Source organism: Delftia acidovorans NBRC 14950 (genome assembly GCF_001598795.1).
Lineage (GTDB): Bacteria > Pseudomonadota > Gammaproteobacteria > Burkholderiales > Burkholderiaceae_C > Comamonas > Comamonas acidovorans.
Genome location: NZ_BCZP01000016.1, coordinates 41,510 through 59,604, shown reverse-complemented (window position 1 = coordinate 59,604; position 18,095 = coordinate 41,510). Strand labels below are relative to the sequence as shown.

The window sequence follows — 18,095 nt, the reverse complement described above, 5'->3', positions numbered from 1 at the left end:
CAGGCATTCAATGGGTGCAAATGGATCGCATTCGCGCAATAGCCTGGATTCATCGAGCTCATTCATCCATTCAATGAATGGCGGATTGATATAAAACAAAATGTCCGAAGCCCTGAATCCAGATAATCATTTCAACTGATGATCCCGCCGGGCGGCGCCCCGGCAAGCCCCGCGCAGCAAGGCCTGGCGTGGAGCTTGCGCGCGAATGCCGCACAGGCCGACTCAGGATTAAGGGTTATTTCCCGGATTGATTCCGGGGTGCACTCGTAGAATTTGCTTACAAGCGTCAATTTCTATTAGAAGGTACCCCACATGGTCCAATTCTCCAGACGCCAGTTCATGAAAGTGACTGGTTCGACTCTGGCCGGATCCAGCCTGGCGTTGATGGGCTTCTCGCCCACTGCCGCCCTGGCTGAAGTGCGCCAGTTCAAGCTGGCCGCCACCACGGTCACCCGCCAGACCTGTACCTACTGCTCGGTAGGCTGCGGCATCCTGATGTATTCGCTGAGCGACGGCGCCAAGAACGCCAAGCTGTCGGTGATCCACGTCGAGGGCGATCCGGACCACCCCGTCAACCGAGGCACGCTGTGCCCCAAGGGCGCATCGCTGCTGGACTTCGTCCACAGCCCGCACCGCCTGAAGTACCCCGAGTACCGCGCCCCCGGCTCCAACGAGTGGAAGCGCATGTCCTGGGACGAGGCGCTGACGCGCATCACCAAGCTGCTCAAGGACGATCGCGACGCGAACTTCGTCGAGCAAAACGACAAGGGCCAGACGGTGAACCGCTGGCTGACCACCGGCATGCTGGCCGCCTCGGCCTCCAGCAACGAAGCCGGCTACGTCACACACAAGGTTGCCCGTTCCTGGGGCCTGCTCGCACTCGATAACCAAGCACGTGTCTGACACGGCCCGACGGTGGCAGGTCTTGCCCCGACGTTTGGCCGTGGAGCGATGACGAACCATTGGGTCGACATCAAGAACGCGGACGTTATCCTGATCATGGGCGGCAATGCCGCTGAAGCACATCCCTGCGGTTTCAAGTGGGTGACCGAAGCGAAGGAGCACAACGGTGCGCACTTCATGGTGGTCGATCCGCGCTTCAACCGCTCCGCCTCCGTGGCCGATTTCTACGCCCCCATCCGGTCGGGCTCGGACATCGTGTTCCTGGGTGGCGTGATCAACTATCTGCTCACGAACGACAAGATCCATCACGAATACGTGAGGAACTACACCGACTTCTCGTACATCGTGAAGGAGGAGTTTGCGTTCGACGAAGGCATCTTCTCGGGCTACGACCCGCAGACACGCAAATACGACAAGTCCAGCTGGGACTATGAGCTCGACGCCGACGGCTACGTGAAGGTGGACGCCAGCCTGCAGCATCCGCGCTGCGTGTACCAATGGCTCAAGCGCCACTACGCCAGCTACACACCCGAGAAGGTGGAGAGCGCCTGCGGCACGCCCAAGGAAAAATTCCTGCACGTGTGCGAGAAGCTGGCATCGACCGCCGTGCCGGGCCGCGTCGCGACCATCCTGTACGCACTGGGCTGGACACAGCACACCACGGGCGCGCAGATCCTGCGCACGGGCGCCATGGTGCAGTTGCTGCTGGGCAATATAGGCGTGGCCGGTGGCGGCATGAACGCGCTGCGCGGGCACTCCAACATCCAGGGCCTGACGGACCTGGGCATCCTGTCTGCCTCGCTGCCCGGCTACCTGACGCTGCCCAACGAGGGCGAGCAGGACTACCAGAAGTACATCGACGCGCGCACGCCCAAGGCCATGCGCCCGGGCCAGATGAACTACTGGTCGAACACGCCCAAGTTCCACGTGAGCCTGATGAAGGCCTGGTGGGGACCGGCGGCCACGGCCGAGAACAACTGGGCCTTCAACTACCTGCCCAAGCTGGACAGGCAGTACGACATGCTGCAGGTGTTCGACCTGATGGCACAGGGCAAGATCAACGGCTACATCGCCCAGGGCTTCAACCCGCTGGCGGCCCTTGCGAACAGCAACAATGTGCGCGAAGGCCTCAAGAAGCTGAAGTTCCTGGTGATCATGGACCCGCTGGTCACCGAGACATCGGAGTTCTGGCAGAACCACGGCGAGTTCAACGACGTGGATCCGGCATCGATCCAGACCGAGGTGTTCCGCCTGCCCACGACCTGCTTTGCCGAGGAAGACGGCGCCGTCGTCAGCTCCTCGCGCGTGCTGCAGTGGCACTGGAAGGCGGCCGAGCCCCCGGGCGAGGCCAAGACCGACATCGCCATCATGTCGGCCCTGCACCTGCGCCTGAAGCAGGCCTACGAGAAGGACGGCGGCAAGTTCCCCGAGCCGATCACCAAGCTGTGGTGGCCCTATGCCCATGCCGATCATCCGACGTCGGAAGAGATCGCCAAGGAGTACAACGGCCGCGCGCTGGTGGACCTGTTCGACCCCAAGGATCCGACCAAGCTCATCCGCAAGGCCGGCGAGCAGCTGGCCGGCTTCGGCGAGATGCGCGACGACGGCACGACGATGGGCGGCTGCTGGATCTGGGCAGGCTGCTGGACCTCGTCCGGCAACCAGATGGCCCGGCGCGACAACAGCGACCCCACGGGCATAGGCAACACGCTGAACTGGGCCTGGGCCTGGCCGGCCAACCGCCGCGTGCTCTACAACCGCGCCTCCTGCGACCGCAACGGCCAGCCGTTCGATCCCAAGCGCACGCTGATCCGCTGGAACGGCAAGGCCTGGGGCGGTGCCGACGTGCCCGACATGGGCCCGACCATGCCGCCGGAGACCACCGATCCGTTCATCATGAACCCCGAGGGCGTGGCGCGTTTCTTCGCCCGCAAGGGCATGAACGAGGGACCGTTCCCCACCCACTACGAGGCCTTTGACAACCCGCTGGGATACAACCCCATGTATCCCGACAACAAGCTGGCGGTCATCAACCCGGCCACGCGCATCTTCGACTCCGTCAAGGATTCGGCGGGCTCGCCCAGCGAGTTCCCGCACGTGGGCACGACGTACCGCCTGACCGAGCACTTCCACTACTGGACCAAGCACGTTCAGCTGAACAACATCGTTCAGCCCGAGCAGTTCGTGGAAATCGGCGAGGCGCTGGCCAAGGAACTGGGCATCGAGACCGGCCAGCATGTGAAGGTCAGCTCCAAGCGCGGCTTCGTCAAGGCAGCCGCCGTGGTGACCAAGCGCATCAAGCCCATGAAGATCGATGGCAAGACCATCCACCACGTGGGCGTGCCCATTCACTGGGGCTTCTCGTCGACGGGCCGCAAGGGCTACATGGCCAACAACCTGACGGCATCGGTGGGCGATGGCAACAGCCTTACCCCGGAATCCAAGACCTTCCTCGTGAAGGTGGAAAAGGTTTAAGGAGCAGCTGATGTCATCAACCATGTCTCTCGATATCAAGCGTCGCTCGGCCACGACGACGCCTGCTCCCAGTGCGCGCGAAACGCACAGCGGCGAGGTGGCCAAGCTCATCGATGTCTCCAAGTGCATCGGGTGCAAGGCCTGCCAGACCGCCTGCATGGAGTGGAACGACCTGCGCGACGAAATCGGAACCTGCGCGGCCGGCGTCTATGACAACCCGACCGATCTGACCGATCAGTCGTGGACCGTCATGCGCTTTACCGAGTACGAGAACGAAGCGACCGGCAACCTGGAGTGGCTGATCCGCAAGGACGGCTGCATGCACTGCGAGGACCCGGGCTGCCTGAAGGCCTGCCCCTCGCCGGGCGCCATCGTGCAGTACAGCAACGGCATCGTGGACTTCCAGCAGGACCAGTGCGTGGGCTGCGGCTACTGCGTCACGGGCTGCCCGTTCAACATTCCGCGCATTTCCAAGAAGGACCACAAGGCCTACAAGTGCACGCTGTGCTCGGACCGCGTGGCCGTTGGCCGCGAGCCTGCCTGTGTCAAGACCTGCCCCACCGGCGCCATCATGTTTGGCACCAAGGAGGCGATGAAGGACCAGGCCGAGCACCGCATCGGCGACCTCAAGCGGCGCGGCTATGCCGAGGCCGGCCTCTATGACCCGCAAGGCGTGGGCGGCACCCATGTGATGTACGTGCTGCATCACGCGGACAAGCCTTCGCTGTACAAGGGCCTGCCCGACGACCCGAAGATCAGCCCCATGGTGTCCCTGTGGAAGGGCGTTGCCAAGCCGCTGGCCATGGCCGCGCTGGGCGCAGCTGCCGTCGGCAGCCTGTTCCACTACATCACCAAGGGCCCGAACGACGTGTCCAAGGAACTGGAAGACGAAATGGACCGCAAGGACCAGGAAGCCGCTGAAAAGGAGGCCCGCCGATGAAACGCAACCCACGTGACCTGGTGCGCTACAACGCATCGGAGCGTGCCAACCACTGGGTGGTCGGCATCTGCTTCATCCTGCTGGCGCTGTCGGGCCTGGCGTTCTTCCACCCGGCCTTCTTCCCGCTCACGCAGCTGTTCGGCGGCGGGCCGTGGACGCGCATCCTGCACCCCTACATCGGGGTGGTGATGGCGCTGTTCTTCATCATCATGGCGCTGCGCTTCTGGCGCCTGAACGTGGTCGAGCCGCGCGACATCGAGTGGCTCAAGAACGTCAACAAGATGATCGACGGCGACGACCACGACATGCCCGAGCAGGGCAAGTACAACGGCGGCCAGAAGCTGCTGTTCTGGGGCCTGGTCATCGGCATGCTGGCGATCACCGTGACCGGCGCGCTCATGTGGCGCGCCTGGTGGACGCTGCCCGTCAACGTGGTGCGCGCCGCCTCGGTGGTGCATGCCATTGCGGGCGTGTGGATGATCGGCCTGATCATCATGCACGTGTACGCGGCCATCTGGACCCGGGGCACCATCCGCGCCATGCTGTACGGCACGGTGACGCGGGCCTGGGCCAAGCAGCACCACCGGGGGTGGTATCGCAAGATGACCGGTGACAACGACTGAGCCCCCTGAGCGGCTGCGCCGCTTCCCCCTCTCGCTTCGCGGGGGGGGACGGCACCCTCGGTGCGGGGCGGCCCTTCCTCGGTGCCCCTGATCTGGGGCCAGCCGGTTTCATAGGCCAAGGACAATGCGCAACCCCGTGTTAGCCTTTCGCCTGAAGCCACCAGCCGCCCGGCGTCCCTGGACGCTGGGCGATTGTCTTTTTGGAACATTCCAATGCAACGCATTCTTCAACCTGGCGATATCGAGTCGCTGGACCACACCAGTTTTCCGCGCGTGCTGCTGCCGCAGTTGCCGGGGCTGTTCAGCGAGCGCGCGGCGCGGCTGCGGCAGCTGGCCGAGGGCAATCCGATTGCCGATTACCTGCGGTTTGTGGCGCAGATCGTGGACGCGCAGGCCAAGGCGGCCGGGCAGTTGACGCTGGCCGAGCCCGATGCGGCGCTGATCGCCCGGGCGCAGGAGCATTCCATGCCGCTGCTGCCTGCCGCCGACCATATCGATGCCGCCTGGCATGGCGTGCTGGACCGCATGCTCGATGCCCTGTCGGGCGCCGATGGCCTGCCTGCGCCGCTGCAGCCGCTGCTGCAGGAGCTGCGCGCGCTGGACACGGCCGGGCGTGACGAGATCGCGCAGCGGCTGCTGCAAAAGGAAGTGGCGGCCCGCCACGTGGGCATGGCGCCTTTTGTGATGGCTGCGCTGCAGGTGGTGTTTGCCACGCGCGCCAGCGGCCTGAGCGCCCGCGACGTGCCCTACACCGATCCCGCCTCGATCTGCCCCGTCTGCGCCAGCGAGCCCGTGGCCAGCGTGCTGCGCATTGGCGGCAAGGCGGCGGGCCACCGCTACCTGCACTGCGGCACCTGCTGCACGGAGTGGCACATGGTGCGCGTCAAGTGCTCCCACTGCGAGTCGACCAAGGGCGTTGAATACCAGGGCATCGATGGCGCAGGCGATACCGTGCTGGCCGAGACCTGCGAGGAATGCGGCAGCTACCGCAAGGTGGTCAACCAGGAAAAGGACCCGATGGCCGAGCCCCTGGCCGACGACCTGGCCTCGCTGATGCTGGACCTGCTGATGGGCGAGGAGACGCGCTTTCAGCGCGCCAGCGCCAATCCCCTGCTCTACGTGGCCTTTGCCGAGGAGCAGGACGAGGCCGGCGACGCGTTGATCGACCCCGCCACGCCTGCTGCCTGACCCTTTCGCACGCCATGACCGATACCGCCGCCCCCTCTGCCGCCTCCCCTGCCGCCTCCCCTGCCCCGTCCGCGCTGCGCCTGCCTGCCGTGGACAAGGTGCTGCTAAGCGCCGACATGCTCGCGCTGCGCGAGCGCCACGGCCTTGATGCCTGCACCCAGGCCGTGCGCGAATCCCTGGCGCAGATGCGGGCCGATGCGCAGGAGCGGCTGCGGTCCGGCGAGCCCGATGCAGGCGCGCCCGGCATCACTGAGGTGGTGCAGGCGGCCGGCCTGCGCCTGGCGCGGCGCTTTGCGCCCCGGCTGCGCACGGTCTTCAACCTCACGGGCACGGTGCTGCACACCAACCTGGGCCGCGCCCTGCTGCCGCGGGAGGCGGTGGACGCCGTGGTGGCCGCCATGACGGCGCCGGCCAACCTGGAGTACGACCTGGAAGACGGCGGCCGTGGCGACCGCGACGACCTGATCGAATCCCTGGTCTGCGAACTCACGGGCGCCGAGGCCTGCACCGTCGTCAACAACAACGCCGCCGCCGTGCTGCTGACCCTGGCCACGCTGGCGGCCGGGCGCGAGGTCATCGTCTCGCGCGGCGAGCTGGTGGAGATCGGCGGCGCCTTCCGCATTCCCGACGTGATGACGCGCGCAGGCGCCACCCTGGTCGAGGTGGGCACCACCAACCGCACCCATGCGCGCGACTACGAAAGCGCTGTCGGCGAACACACCGGCCTGCTCATGAAGGTGCATTGCAGCAACTACGCCATCACCGGCTTCACCAAGGCCGTGAGCGACGCGGAGGTGGCATCCATTGCCCATGCGCGTGGCCTGCAGATGGTGGTGGACCTGGGCAGCGGCACCCTGGTCGATCTGCGCGAATGGGGCCTGCCCTACGAGGTCACGGTGCGCGAGACCATCGAGTCGGGCGCCGACATCGTCACCTTCAGCGGCGACAAGCTGCTGGGCGGCCCGCAGGCCGGCCTGATCGTGGGCCGCAAGGACCTGATCGCCCGCATCAAGAAACATCCGCTCAAGCGCGCACTGCGCGTGAGCAAGCTCACCCTGGCCGCGCTGGAGCCCACGCTGCGCCTGTACCTGCACCCCGAAAAGCTGGCCGAGCGCCTGACCACGCTGCGCCTGTTCACGCGCCCCCAGGCCGACATGCAGGCCCGCGCGCAGGCGCTGCAGCCGCTGGTGCAGCAGGCGCTGGGCAGTCGCTACGTGGTGGAAACCGCCGAGATGAACAGCCAGATCGGCAGCGGCGCCCTGCCCGTGGAAAACCTGCCCAGCTGGGGCCTGCGCCTGCATCCGGCCGACGGACGCCAGGCTGGCCGCCAGCTCACCCGGCTGGAGGCCGGCCTGCGCGGCCTGCCGCGCCCCGTCATCGGCCGGCTGCATGACGACGCGCTGTGGCTGGACCTGCGCTGCCTGGAGGCAGCCGACGAGCCGGCCTTCACCGAACAGCTGCCGCTGCTGCACATCGCCTGAGGACGAACGCATGATCATCGGCACCGCCGGCCACATCGACCACGGCAAGACCACCCTGGTGCGCGCGCTCACGGGCGTGGACACCGACCGACTCAAGGAAGAGAAGGCGCGCGGCATCTCCATCGAGCTGGGCTATGCCTACACGCCGCTGCCCAATGGCGAGGTGCTGGGCATCATCGACGTGCCCGGCCACGAGAAATTCGTGCACACCATGGCCGCAGGCGCCGTGGGCATAGACCATGCCCTGCTGGTGGTGGCCGCCGACGACGGCGTCATGCCGCAGACGCGCGAGCACCTGGACATCCTGCAGCTGCTGGGCGTGCGCGAAGCCACCGTGGCCCTGACCAAGGCCGACCGCGCCACGCCCGAGCGGCTGCAGCAGGTGCGGGCCGAGATCGGGGCCCTGCTGGCCCCCACGCCACTGGCCGGCGCGCCGGTCTTCCCTACCGCGGCAGCCCTGCCTGACGACGCAGGCGTGGCGCAGCTGCGCGAGCACCTCATGGCGCGCGCCCAGTCCATTCCCGCGCGGGCCAGCGACGGGCTGTTCCGCCTGGCCGTGGACCGCAGCTTCACGCTGCCGGGCCAGGGCACCGTGGTCACGGGCACCGTGTTCGGCGGGCAGGTGAAGGTGGGCGACACGCTGGTGCACTCGGCCTCGGGCACCGAGGTGCGCGTGCGCAGCCTGCATGCCCAGAACCAGGCCAGCGAACAGGGCCTGGCCGGCCAGCGCTGCGCGCTCAACCTGTCGGGCATTGCCAAGGAAGCCATCACGCGCGGCGACTGGATCGCCGACGCACGGCTGCTGCAGGCCAGCGACCGCATCGACGTGCGCCTGCAACTGCTGGCCGATGCGCCATCACTGGCCCAATGGACGCCTGTGCATGTGCACATCGGTACGGCGCGCTGCACGGCCCACGTGGCCCTGCTGCAGGACCAGCCGCTGGGCCCGGGCGAACAGGCCATCGTCCAACTGGTGCTGGACATGCCCGTACATGCCCAACCCGGCGACCGGCTCATCGTGCGCAATGCCCAGGCCAGCCGCACCATTGCCGGCGGCAGCGTCATCGACCCCTTTGCACCCGCACGCAAGCGCCGCAGCCCCGAGCGCACGGCCTATCTGCAGGCGCTGGAATCGCTGATTGCCACCGGGGACGCCAGCGCGCTGGTGCAAGGCGCGGCGCACGGCATTGCCACGTCGCAGCTCATGCGCCTGACGGGCCGCGCATCGGTGGCCACGGATGCCCGCCTGCACCGCCTCCCCTTGGCCGAGGGCGATACGCTGCTGCTGGGCGAGGCACGCTTGCAGCAACTGCGCAACCAGGTGCTGGACAGCATGGCGCGCTTCCACGACAAAAGCCCCGACGAGCCCGGCGTGAACGCCGCACGCCTGCGCCGCATGGCACTGTCGGGCCTGGTACATGCAGGGCATGACGCGCTGTGGAAAGGCCTGCTGCAAGCCCTGCTGCAGGACGGCAGCCTGGCCGCCAGCGGCGCCTGGCTGCACCTGCCCGGCCACAGCGTGCAGCTGTCGGACAGTGAAACGCAGATCGCCCAGAAACTGCTGCCCGCCATCGAGGCCGGCCGCTACGACCCGCCCTGGGTGCGCGACCTGGCCCGCGACAGCGCCACGGGCGAGGAAACCGTGCGCCAGCTGCTGCGCAAGCTCGCACGCCAGGGCCAATTGTTCCAAGTCACCAAGGACCTGTTCTACACGGCAGCCCGCATGGACGAACTCGCGGCCCTGGTCCGCGAGCTGGCCTCCTCCACCCCCAACGCCGAAATCCAGGCCCACGCCTTCCGCGACGCCACCGGCCTGGGCCGCAAACGCGCCATCCAGATCCTCGAATTCTTCGACCGCATCGGCTACACCCGCCGCCTGCGCGACGCCCACCTGCTGCGCCCCGATGTGCAGTGGACCACTGGTGCCACAGCAAGAATCTGAGGCAAGGGGCCGCTACAATGTCCGGCTTTGGACATACCGCTTGCAGCGGCGCGGCCCAACCCAGGGACGCCGAGCAAGAGCCGCCTCGCGGCGATGGCGTCGTCCCCCTCCCCCGCGAAGCGGGTAGAGAGGGGGAAGGCGCGTAAGCGCCTCAGGGGGTGCCCAACATCCAGAAGGAAAGCATACGCACCCGGTGGTGCGCCCGGGCTTCAAACCCGGTCAGGGGCGTCAGCCGCTCCTGGGTAGGTTCGACTCCTGCTGCTTTCCGCCAATCCCCCGACTCTGATTCCAGCCAGGTTCCGGCTATTGCAAGGGCACGACGATGGCCACGCGGCGGTTCTCCGCTGCATCGCTGGGCACCACGGGCATGGCGCGTCCCAGGCCCTTGACCTCGATATCCTGGCGCGCCAGGCCAGCTTCGGCCAGCACGTCGGCCACGGCCTCTGCGCGGCGCAGCGACAGGCGCATGTTGTAGGCATCGCTGCCGCGATCGTCCGTATGGCCTTCCACGCGCAGCCGCTCGATGCCCACGCCCTTGAGGGCACGGCCCAACTCCAGCACCTTGGTGCGCGCCTGGGCGCCGACTTCGGCCGAATCAAAGCCGAACAGCAGCTTGCCCGACATCTGCAGCTCCCAGCCCTGGTCTGCCTGCGCAAAACCCTGGCTGCGCAGCAACTGCTGCTGTTCTTCGGTCAGCCCCGGCGCCTTGGCCGGCGCCTGCGGCACCGTCTGGCAACCGACCAGTGCAAGGGCCAGCACTGCGGCCGCACCTGCGCCGCACATCCGGATCCAGCTCCGTCGTTTCAACATGTCATCCTCCTGTGATTCGTTCGGCCTGGCGCATGGCCTTGGCCTGGTACATGGCCTGGTCTGCATGGCGCATCAGCGTCTCCATGCTCTGGCCATGCTTGGGAAAAAGGGCGACGCCCGCGCTGACCGAAGGCTGCAGCACCACGCCGTCGCCAACGACCAGGGGCTCGCGCATGGCGGCCTCTATCTTGTCCTGCACCATCTGCGCATCGCCGCCGCCGCCGATGGGATAGAGCAGGATGGCGAATTCGTCGCCACCCAGGCGGGCGACCAGATCGGTCTCGCGCACCTGCGAGCGCAGCCGGGCACCCACCGCCTTGAGCAGCACATCGCCCACGGCATGGCCGTAGGCATCGTTGACCTGCTTGAAGCGGTCGTTGTCCAGAAACAGCACGGCCAGCTTCTGCCCGCTCTCCGCCGCACTGTCCAGCGCCTGCTGCAGTCGCTGCTCGAAATGCAGCCGGTTGGCCAGCCCAGTGAGGCTGTCGCGCGAAGCCTGTCGCTCCAGCGCCGAATTTTGCTGCTGCAGCCGCTCATGGCGCGTCTGCAGCTCGGCCAGCAGGGCGTTGAAGTTGTCGCCCAACTCGCGCAGCTCGGCAATGCGCGCCAGCGGCACGCGCTGGTCCATGGATCGGTCATGGCGCACGGCCCGGGCCACGCGCGCCAGCTGCTGCAGCGGCTCGGCAATGTCGCGCAGCATGCGGCGCGACTGGCGCAGGCCCACATAGCCGCTGACACCCACGCACAGCACCAGCACGATGAAACCTGCGCCCAGGAAGCGGACCAGGCCCACGCCATCGCTGGCCAGCTGCACACTGCCGACCAGCCTGCCGTCCTGGCGCACATCGGCCTCGGCTCGCGGCAGGCCAATGCCCACGGCCAGCAGCTCCCCGATGCTGGACAGCGCCGAGCCACCATGGCCCGACCACCGCACGAACGGGCGGCCCTCGGCATCGAAGACCTCGGCATGAGCCACGCCTTCGCCGCGCAGCAGCTGGTCCAGCACGCGGGCCGCCTCGTCACGGTCACCGAAGACCAGCGATGCCTCGACCGTATAGGCCAGCGAACGGGCTACCAGATGCAGGTTGTTGGACAGGTACAGGCGCAGGGTGGCCACGCCGACGATGAGCAGCAGTGCCCCCGCCAGCGCGATGGCCACCGCCGCCATGCGCAGGTGCGCGCGGCGGATCACGTTGCGCAGGGAGGCATTGCCGGACAGGGACAACTTCATGGCAAGGTCCTGTGGCGCGCCAGTTGCAGCACCTTGGGATTGACACGCAGGCCGCTGCGGGCCACGGAGTCGAGGCTGACCTCGAAGCCCGCGCCCTCGCCACGGCGGCGCAGGCAGAACATGGCGCCGATGCGGCACAGCTCGCCCCGCTCGCTGATGGTCAGCAGCGGCCGCCCGGCCAGTTGCTCCATGAGCTTGCGCCAGGCAGCCTCATCGAGCTGGCCGACATAAATGCCCTCGCATTCGACCAGGGCGCGCGCATCGACGGGCACCACGCGCCGCACTTCCAGCCGCTGGCTGCCCACGGTCTGCGGGGCGCCATTGAGCAGGTCGTCGGCATATTCGGTGGAGCCCACCACGCACAGCCGCAGCACGGGGCTTTCCGTGGGCCAGCGCGTGTAGCCCAGGATGCCTACGACGGTGCGGGTCACCCCCAGCTCATGCTCATCGGCCGCCGGCTCCGCATGTGCCTGCCCCACCAGCCCGGCCTGCAAGGCCAGCAGACCCACGACCAGCCAGGCCCGGGCAGACAGGCCTTTGATCCTGCAATCCATGCCCCACCTGCGGTATGTGTGATGTATGCGATGTGTGCGAGCTGGCAACCAAGGCTCCTTGAACGGAATATCCATGCATTGCGCCACGCTGGCGCACTGAAGCATTTTTTCACATATCGACCCCATCTGGCCGCCGGGACTGTCACGCCGGGGCGCCCTGGATGGCCCAATGCGGTAAGGCATCAAAGAGCAGAGGCAGGCAGCCGGTAGTGATAGCCGTAGAGCGCCTGAAAGCCCAGGCTTTCATACAGCCCGCGCGCCACCATGTTGGGCGCACGCACCTGCAGTTCGGCCCATTGCGCTCCCTGTGTCTGCCCCCAGTGCATCAGGCCATGCACCAGCGCCCGGCCCAGTCCCTGGCCGCGCAGCGCAGGCGTGATGACGATGTCATACAGGCCCACGCAGCCGCGCTCCACGACGGCCAGGCCAAACCCGACCACCTCGCCGCCCACTCCACCGCCCACTTGCAGCGAAGCAAATGCGGCGGGCCAGGCAATGGACTGCAGCATATGGTGGTGCGCCTGCCTGTGCTGCTCCGGCACGGCGCCGGCCTCGGCAAAGCCCTGCAGCCAGGCCGTGCCAGGCTGGGCTTGAATGGCAAGGGTCCAGCCCTGGTCGTTCGCTGGCGGCGCCATGTCCGTCAATGCGGCACGCATCACCAGGGAAGGGTCGGCCAGCCGGTAGCCGGCCTGCGCCAACTGCGCATCCGCCTCGGGACTTGCCAGGGGCGAGAGGCGAAAGATGGCAGGCAGGCCCTGGCGCTCGTAGAAGGCCTCGATCTGCGGCAGCAAGGCGCCAAGGCGGGCGCCGGGCTGCTGGGCATTGGCCGAGTTGGCGCGCTTGGTATGGCCCTGCGCGGCGCGCAGCAGCCAGTCGCCGCAGAGCACGGTGCGCTGGGCCGGCCAGGCGTTGAAGCCGCGCTGCTCCACGCCCACCACCGTCTCGGGATCGCATTCCACGGATGCGCGGTCATGAGTGAAAGACTTGGACATGCCCGCTTGTACCATGGCCGCCCGCCGTGCCCGCCCATAATATGGCGCGCCGCCGCGCTGGCGGCAGGCACTCTCTCCCACTACTGCGATCGCCGCCGATCGCCGGATTGCTCCATGACCACAGACACCTCCCAAGCCCCCCGACTCACCTCGCTGTCCCATGGCGGCGGCTGCGGCTGCAAGATCGCGCCGGGCCTGCTGGCGGAGCTGATCGGCAAGAGCGCGCTGCCCAAGCAGTTCTTCCCGGACCTGCTGGTGGGCACGGAGACCGCCGACGACGCCGCCGTCTACCGCATCAACGACGAGCAGGCCATCGTGGCGACCACGGACTTCTTCATGCCCATCGTGGACAACCCGTATGACTTCGGCCGCATCGCCGCGACGAATGCGCTGTCCGACATCTACGCCATGGGCGGCCAGCCCCTGATGGCCCTGGCCATCGTGGGCATGCCCATCAATGTGCTGCCGCACGACACCATTGCCAAGATCCTGGAAGGCGGCGAATCGGTCTGCCGCGATGCCGGCATTCCGCTGGCCGGGGGCCACTCCATCGATTCGGTCGAGCCCATCTACGGCCTGGTCGGCATCGGCATCGTCAACCCCCGCCAGATGAAGCGCAATGCCGACGCCCGGGCCGGCGACGTACTGATCCTGGGCAAGCCGCTGGGCGTGGGCATTCTGTCGGCCGCACTCAAGAAGAACCTGCTGGACGAGGCCGGCTACCGCGCCATGGTGGAAGCAACCACCCTGCTCAACCGCCCCGGCACGGCGCTGGGCAAGATGGACGGCGTGCACGCGCTGACCGATGTGACGGGCTTCGGCCTGCTGGGCCATGGCCTGGAGCTGGCACGCGGCGCGGGCCTGACGGCACGCATCGACAGCCGCAGTCTGCCCGTGCTGCCCACGGTGCAGGGCTTTGCCGAGCAGGGCGTCATCACGGGCGCCTCGGGCCGCAACTGGGCCTCTTATGGCGCGCAGGTTGCGCTGGGCGCCGGCATCACCGATGCGCAGCGCGCGCTGCTGACCGATCCGCAGACCTCGGGCGGCCTGCTCGTGTCCTGCACGCCGGATGTTGCCGATCAGGTGCTTGCACTGTTTGCCGAGCAGGGCTTTGGCAGTGCCGCCATCGTCGGCCGCATGGAGGCGGGCGAGCCGCGCGTCATCGTGGACTGACGGCCAGCGCATTCCAAAAGCGACGGGGGCCGAGGCCCCCGTTGCTTTTTGCACTCCCGGCGAGCCGCCAGCGAACCGGCGGCCCGTCACAGGGTCACAGGTTGCTTCACTCGCTCACGGTCTGCGTCTTGTAGGCCGGGCTGGCCTGGATGGCGCTGTCGGTGAACGGCAGCTTGAGCCATTGGCGGGCGCCGTAGGCCTTGGTGTAGTCCACGTAGTGGGCCGAGGCCGGGTCGTCCGACAGCGAGAAGGTCAGGAAGGTATGGGCCTCCACACCGGCCGACGGGAAGCTCACCACCTGCATGTAGCTGTTGCCGTGCGGCTGCCCGTCCATGCTGTAGCCGCCCTGCTCTATCTTGTTTTCCGAGCAGGTGATGGTGAAGTAGCCCACCTCGCCGCAGCCGCCATACAGCGCGATCTTCTCGCCGCCGCGCTGCGAGAACAGCACGGTGCCGCGCGCCGCATCCATGGCAAAGCCGCTGCCCTGCACGGCCTTCACTGCTTCGGCGAACGCCTTTTGCAGCGCCGCCTTGGCCGTGGGCTTGATGCCACGCGGCGTGTTGACGGGGTCGGCCGCATCGAAAGGCACGGCATACAGGTCGGCCGATTTGATCTGGCTGGCCACGCGCTTCCAGAACTCATCCCAGACATGGGAGCCCCTGGATGCCGCCGTGCCCGTGCCGTCCCAGGCCTGCAGCGCCGTGCAGGCAGCCGATACGTCCACCGTTTCACCAGCCGTGGACACGGGGCCTGGACAGACCTGGGCCAATGCCTCGTCCTTGAAGCGCGCGCTGTAGACACGGCTGTCCAGCACCATCTGGCGCACGATGTCGCTGGTGGCAAGCTTGCCCGGGTAGCCGTCCGTGCCCGCCAGCCGCTGCAGCGCCATGGTGTGGCCCAAGCGCGTGCGCAGGCTCTGGGCCGACGAAGTGGAGCCGAAGATGGCCGGATAGCCGGTCAGCGGCGCCGAGGCATTGGACAGCCAGTAGCTGTCGTTCATGTTGCCCACGTAGTCGCTGCGCAGCAAATTGGGCATACGCGCGGGGCCGATGGCACCCGCCTGCACCGAATCCGCATCCGAACTCCAGTCGCACTGGCTGCTGCCACCGGCCAGCACCGGCACCTGGGGCAGCGCCGCGTTGATGGCTGCCGAGGCCGGCGTGGCACAGGCCTGCAATTGCGCGGGCGGCACGTTGGGCACGGCGCCGATGTCGGCATACCAGACCTGGGCATTGCCGCGCCCTGCGGCGACGGTGTTGACCCAGGGAATGGCCGACTCCTCCTTCTGGATGCGGATGAACTCGTCCAGCGACCTGGCCTGGTTCCAGCGCAGCCAGTTGCGGAAGGTGCGGTAGTTGTAGGCGTTGATGTCGCGGATGGCGAACACGCTCTGCGTGGTCCAGCCCAGCGCCGGGTCCATGGCGCCCAGGTTGACCACCGGGCCGTGCACGGTCTTGTACAGCGTGCGCGTGACCTGGTCCTGCCCGCCGGAGGCATTGCGCACGCTCACGGTGATCCTGCTGGCCTGCATGGCCTCGGTCTTGCCGTCGCGCACATAGCGGGTCGGGTCATTGGGCGCCAACTGGTACATGAACAGGCCGAAGCGCCGCGCCGTGGACACGGTGTGGCTCCAGGCCACGTCGTTGTTGAAGCCGATCAGCACCATCGGGATGCCCAGAAAGCTTGCGCCACTGACATCGATCTCGCCCGGAATCGTGAGCTGCGATTGATAGAAGCGGTCCGGCCCCTTCCAGTACCAGTGCGGATTGCCGAACAGCACGCTGCTGCCGCCGCCCGTGGCCTGCTGGCCAAAGCCGTACATGTTGCTGCCGATGCCCGTGGTGCCGCCCACCTGCAATGATGGCGCCACCACCTGCCCCGGCTTGAGCGCGGCCAGCTGCGTCACGGCCGGCCGGGCCTTCGCCGGCTTGGCCGAGGCCGTTGCAGCCGCAGCCGCTGCAGGCGGCACGGCATTGGCGATCTGGGCCACGAAGTTGCTGTAGCCGCCGGCCAGATTGGCCGTGTACATGCGCCGCCAGATGTCCTGCGCGGTGATGGTCTGCACCCACGGTTGGCCCGCGCAGGCCGCATTGGTCTTGGCCCCGGCCGGGGTCTCGCGCACCACGCGGTTGTAGCCGGCCACGAAGCCATCGACCAGTTGCTTGAGCTTGTCGGGCTGGGCCTGGATCATGGCGGCCACGGCGTCATCGGAGACGACATGGCGGAAGAAGAAGTCCGAGTCGAGATTGCGCGGCCGGTCGATGGTGCTGTCGTAGACGGCCTGGGCATCGCCGCCAAGGTAGCGCGAGCGCTCCCCGCGGTACGTCAGGAAGGAGTCGGCCATGGTGCACAGGTTGTCCTGCGCCTGGGCATAGCCGGCGCCATAGCCCAGGCCCGTCCAGTCCTTGGCCTTGATGTGCGGAATGCCCATTTCCGTGCGGCGAATCTCCGCGCTGTACTTGCTGCTGGAGCCGTCGCCCGAACCGCCGCAGGCCGCCAAGGCGGCCAGGCAAATCAATGACAGGGGCTTCCATCCACTGCGAACCGCTGGGTACATGCTTTGTCTCCTAGTGTTATGCGTACACAAAGAAAGGCCCCTGTTGGTACGGGGGCCCACAACAGCATAGGAGGGCCGCAAGGGACTGCCTACCCGGCAGTTTCACTAGCAGATGTCAGAGACCCGACAGTGGTTGCAATGGCTGCAGAGCGCCCGTCAGGCAGCGGATTCGCCCGGCTGGCTCAGGGCCGCCGTCGTGCGCCGGTCGATCTTGCGGCTGAGCACCACCGAGGTATAGGTCTGCTGAATGCCGTCGATCAGGCCGATGCGGTCCAGCAGCGCATCGAGCTTTTCATTGCTCTCGCAGCGCACGAACACCATGTAGTCGTACTGGCCGCTGACGGCAGAGACCTCCTCGACCTCGGTGAAGCGGTTGAGCGCCTGCATGACCAACGTGGCCGTCTTGGGCTGCACGCGGATGCCGCAATACGCCCGCACGGCAGACTGCTCCACGCGTGCGCCCAGGCGCACGCCGTAGCCGGCGATCACGCCCTCTTGCTCCAGCCTGGCAATGCGCGCCACCACCGTGGTGCGCGCCAGATTCATCTGCCGAGCCAGATGTGCGGTGGAAGCACGTGCATTGGTCTGCAGCAGACGCAGCAGTTGGCGGTCGGTTTCATCAAGACGGTATTCCATGCGGTTCCCTGGATTTCAACGGCAAGCACCCATGAAGGCTGCCCGGATGTGGTTCAACATTTCGGCAGAGATCCCCCCCAATCCGGCGATTTTATGCGTTGCGCATCGTCGTTCTATCGATAGGAGCTGCACTTTTCCTGGTGCCGCGGTGGCTGGAATGCCTCTCCAACCCTCGCCGACCAGCAGCCGCCCCAACTGGCACCACCAGCTCTTGGGATATTCATCAGAAACAAAAGTAACTAATTACAAATTCCTGGCGCGACAGAAAGCAGGGACCACGCAGGGACCTGACTACGGAACCGCATGAATCCTTAGCATGCATCCCATCTTTCCTTCACAAAAGCTGCTCCAGGCGCACCGCTGCCACTTGCGGCAGTGCTGATCGGGCTTACCGGCGCCTGCGAAACGCTTTCATCGCGTGCTGTATGCAAGATGGATCAGTACTTGCAAATACATGCATTTCCGCTAGATTGGCCCCGCAGGCGTAAATTTTGTGTACTCAAGTTACCCCGCGCGTCTTGTTTTATCTGCCCCGAGGAGGATTTCCTGTTCCCGCTGCCCGCCGGGCCGCTCGTTCATCACCATGACAA

The 18,095-nt window shown here is 66.9% G+C and carries 13 protein-coding genes and 1 tRNA gene; 8 read left to right on the top strand and 6 right to left on the bottom strand.

Features of this window, described 5'->3' with window-relative positions; translation table 11 throughout:
- Positions 1–312 precede the first annotated feature (312 nt).
- The 7 genes from fdnG (at position 313) to DA1_RS19695 (ending at position 9,823) form a co-directional block, all read left to right on the top strand.
- The gene (gene fdnG / locus DA1_RS19725; RefSeq protein ID WP_080518199.1) at positions 313–3,378 is read left to right on the top strand and encodes a formate dehydrogenase-N subunit alpha; all 3,066 of its coding nucleotides are present in this window, start codon (positions 313–315) and stop codon (positions 3,376–3,378) included.
- A 10-nt stretch (positions 3,379–3,388) separates the two neighbouring features.
- Entirely contained in the window at positions 3,389–4,318 is a 930-nt protein-coding gene (fdxH, locus tag DA1_RS19720; protein ID WP_012205325.1) for a formate dehydrogenase subunit beta, read from the top strand.
- Positions 4,315–4,941 (top strand): formate dehydrogenase subunit gamma, encoded by a 627-nt coding sequence (locus DA1_RS19715; protein WP_012205324.1) that lies wholly within the window; start codon positions 4,315–4,317, stop codon positions 4,939–4,941. Before fdxH ends, DA1_RS19715 begins: the two co-directional genes overlap by 4 nt.
- 213 nt (positions 4,942–5,154) lie before the next feature.
- Complete coding sequence (gene fdhE, locus DA1_RS19710; protein WP_034392996.1) at positions 5,155–6,129, top strand: formate dehydrogenase accessory protein FdhE; 975 nt, start codon at positions 5,155–5,157, stop codon at positions 6,127–6,129.
- A gap of 14 nt (positions 6,130–6,143) precedes the next feature.
- Entirely contained in the window at positions 6,144–7,610 is a 1,467-nt protein-coding gene (gene selA / locus DA1_RS19705) for an L-seryl-tRNA(Sec) selenium transferase (protein WP_034392994.1), read from the top strand.
- A 10-nt stretch (positions 7,611–7,620) separates the two neighbouring features.
- Positions 7,621–9,552 carry a selenocysteine-specific translation elongation factor gene (gene selB / locus DA1_RS19700; RefSeq protein WP_034392991.1) on the top strand — a complete coding sequence of 644 codons (1,932 nt, stop codon included), beginning with the start codon at positions 7,621–7,623 and terminating at the stop codon, positions 9,550–9,552.
- A 175-nt stretch (positions 9,553–9,727) separates the two neighbouring features.
- A tRNA-Sec gene (locus DA1_RS19695) sits at positions 9,728–9,823 on the top strand.
- 32 nt (positions 9,824–9,855) lie between these two features.
- On the opposite strand, the gene yfiB is transcribed toward DA1_RS19695, so the two are convergent.
- The 4 genes from yfiB to DA1_RS19675 form a co-directional block, all read right to left on the bottom strand.
- Complete coding sequence (gene yfiB / locus DA1_RS19690) at positions 9,856–10,362, bottom strand: outer membrane lipoprotein YfiB (RefSeq protein WP_013802666.1); 507 nt, start codon at positions 10,360–10,362, stop codon at positions 9,856–9,858.
- A gap of 1 nt (position 10,363) precedes the next feature.
- The gene (gene dgcN, locus DA1_RS19685; protein ID WP_013802667.1) at positions 10,364–11,593 is read right to left on the bottom strand and encodes a diguanylate cyclase DgcN/YfiN; all 1,230 of its coding nucleotides are present in this window, start codon (positions 11,591–11,593) and stop codon (positions 10,364–10,366) included.
- Positions 11,590–12,147 carry a regulatory sequestration protein YfiR gene (gene yfiR / locus DA1_RS19680; protein WP_034392987.1) on the bottom strand — a complete coding sequence of 186 codons (558 nt, stop codon included), beginning with the start codon at positions 12,145–12,147 and terminating at the stop codon, positions 11,590–11,592. Before yfiR ends, dgcN begins: the two co-directional genes overlap by 4 nt.
- A 182-nt stretch (positions 12,148–12,329) precedes the next feature.
- The gene (locus DA1_RS19675) at positions 12,330–13,154 is read right to left on the bottom strand and encodes a GNAT family N-acetyltransferase (RefSeq protein WP_034392984.1); all 825 of its coding nucleotides are present in this window, start codon (positions 13,152–13,154) and stop codon (positions 12,330–12,332) included.
- A 99-nt stretch (positions 13,155–13,253) separates the two neighbouring features.
- Between DA1_RS19675 and selD the strand changes: the two genes are divergently transcribed.
- Positions 13,254–14,312 carry a selenide, water dikinase SelD gene (gene selD / locus DA1_RS19670; protein WP_034392981.1) on the top strand — a complete coding sequence of 353 codons (1,059 nt, stop codon included), beginning with the start codon at positions 13,254–13,256 and terminating at the stop codon, positions 14,310–14,312.
- 106 nt (positions 14,313–14,418) lie between these two features.
- On the opposite strand, the gene DA1_RS19665 is transcribed toward selD, so the two are convergent.
- Positions 14,419–16,869 carry a penicillin acylase family protein gene (locus DA1_RS19665; RefSeq protein ID WP_034392977.1) on the bottom strand — a complete coding sequence of 817 codons (2,451 nt, stop codon included), beginning with the start codon at positions 16,867–16,869 and terminating at the stop codon, positions 14,419–14,421.
- Between the two features lie 156 nt (positions 16,870–17,025).
- Positions 17,026–17,505, bottom strand: coding sequence for an Lrp/AsnC family transcriptional regulator (locus tag DA1_RS19660; protein WP_012205315.1), 480 nt, complete (start codon positions 17,503–17,505; stop codon positions 17,026–17,028).
- Between the last annotated feature and the right edge of the window lie 590 nt (positions 17,506–18,095).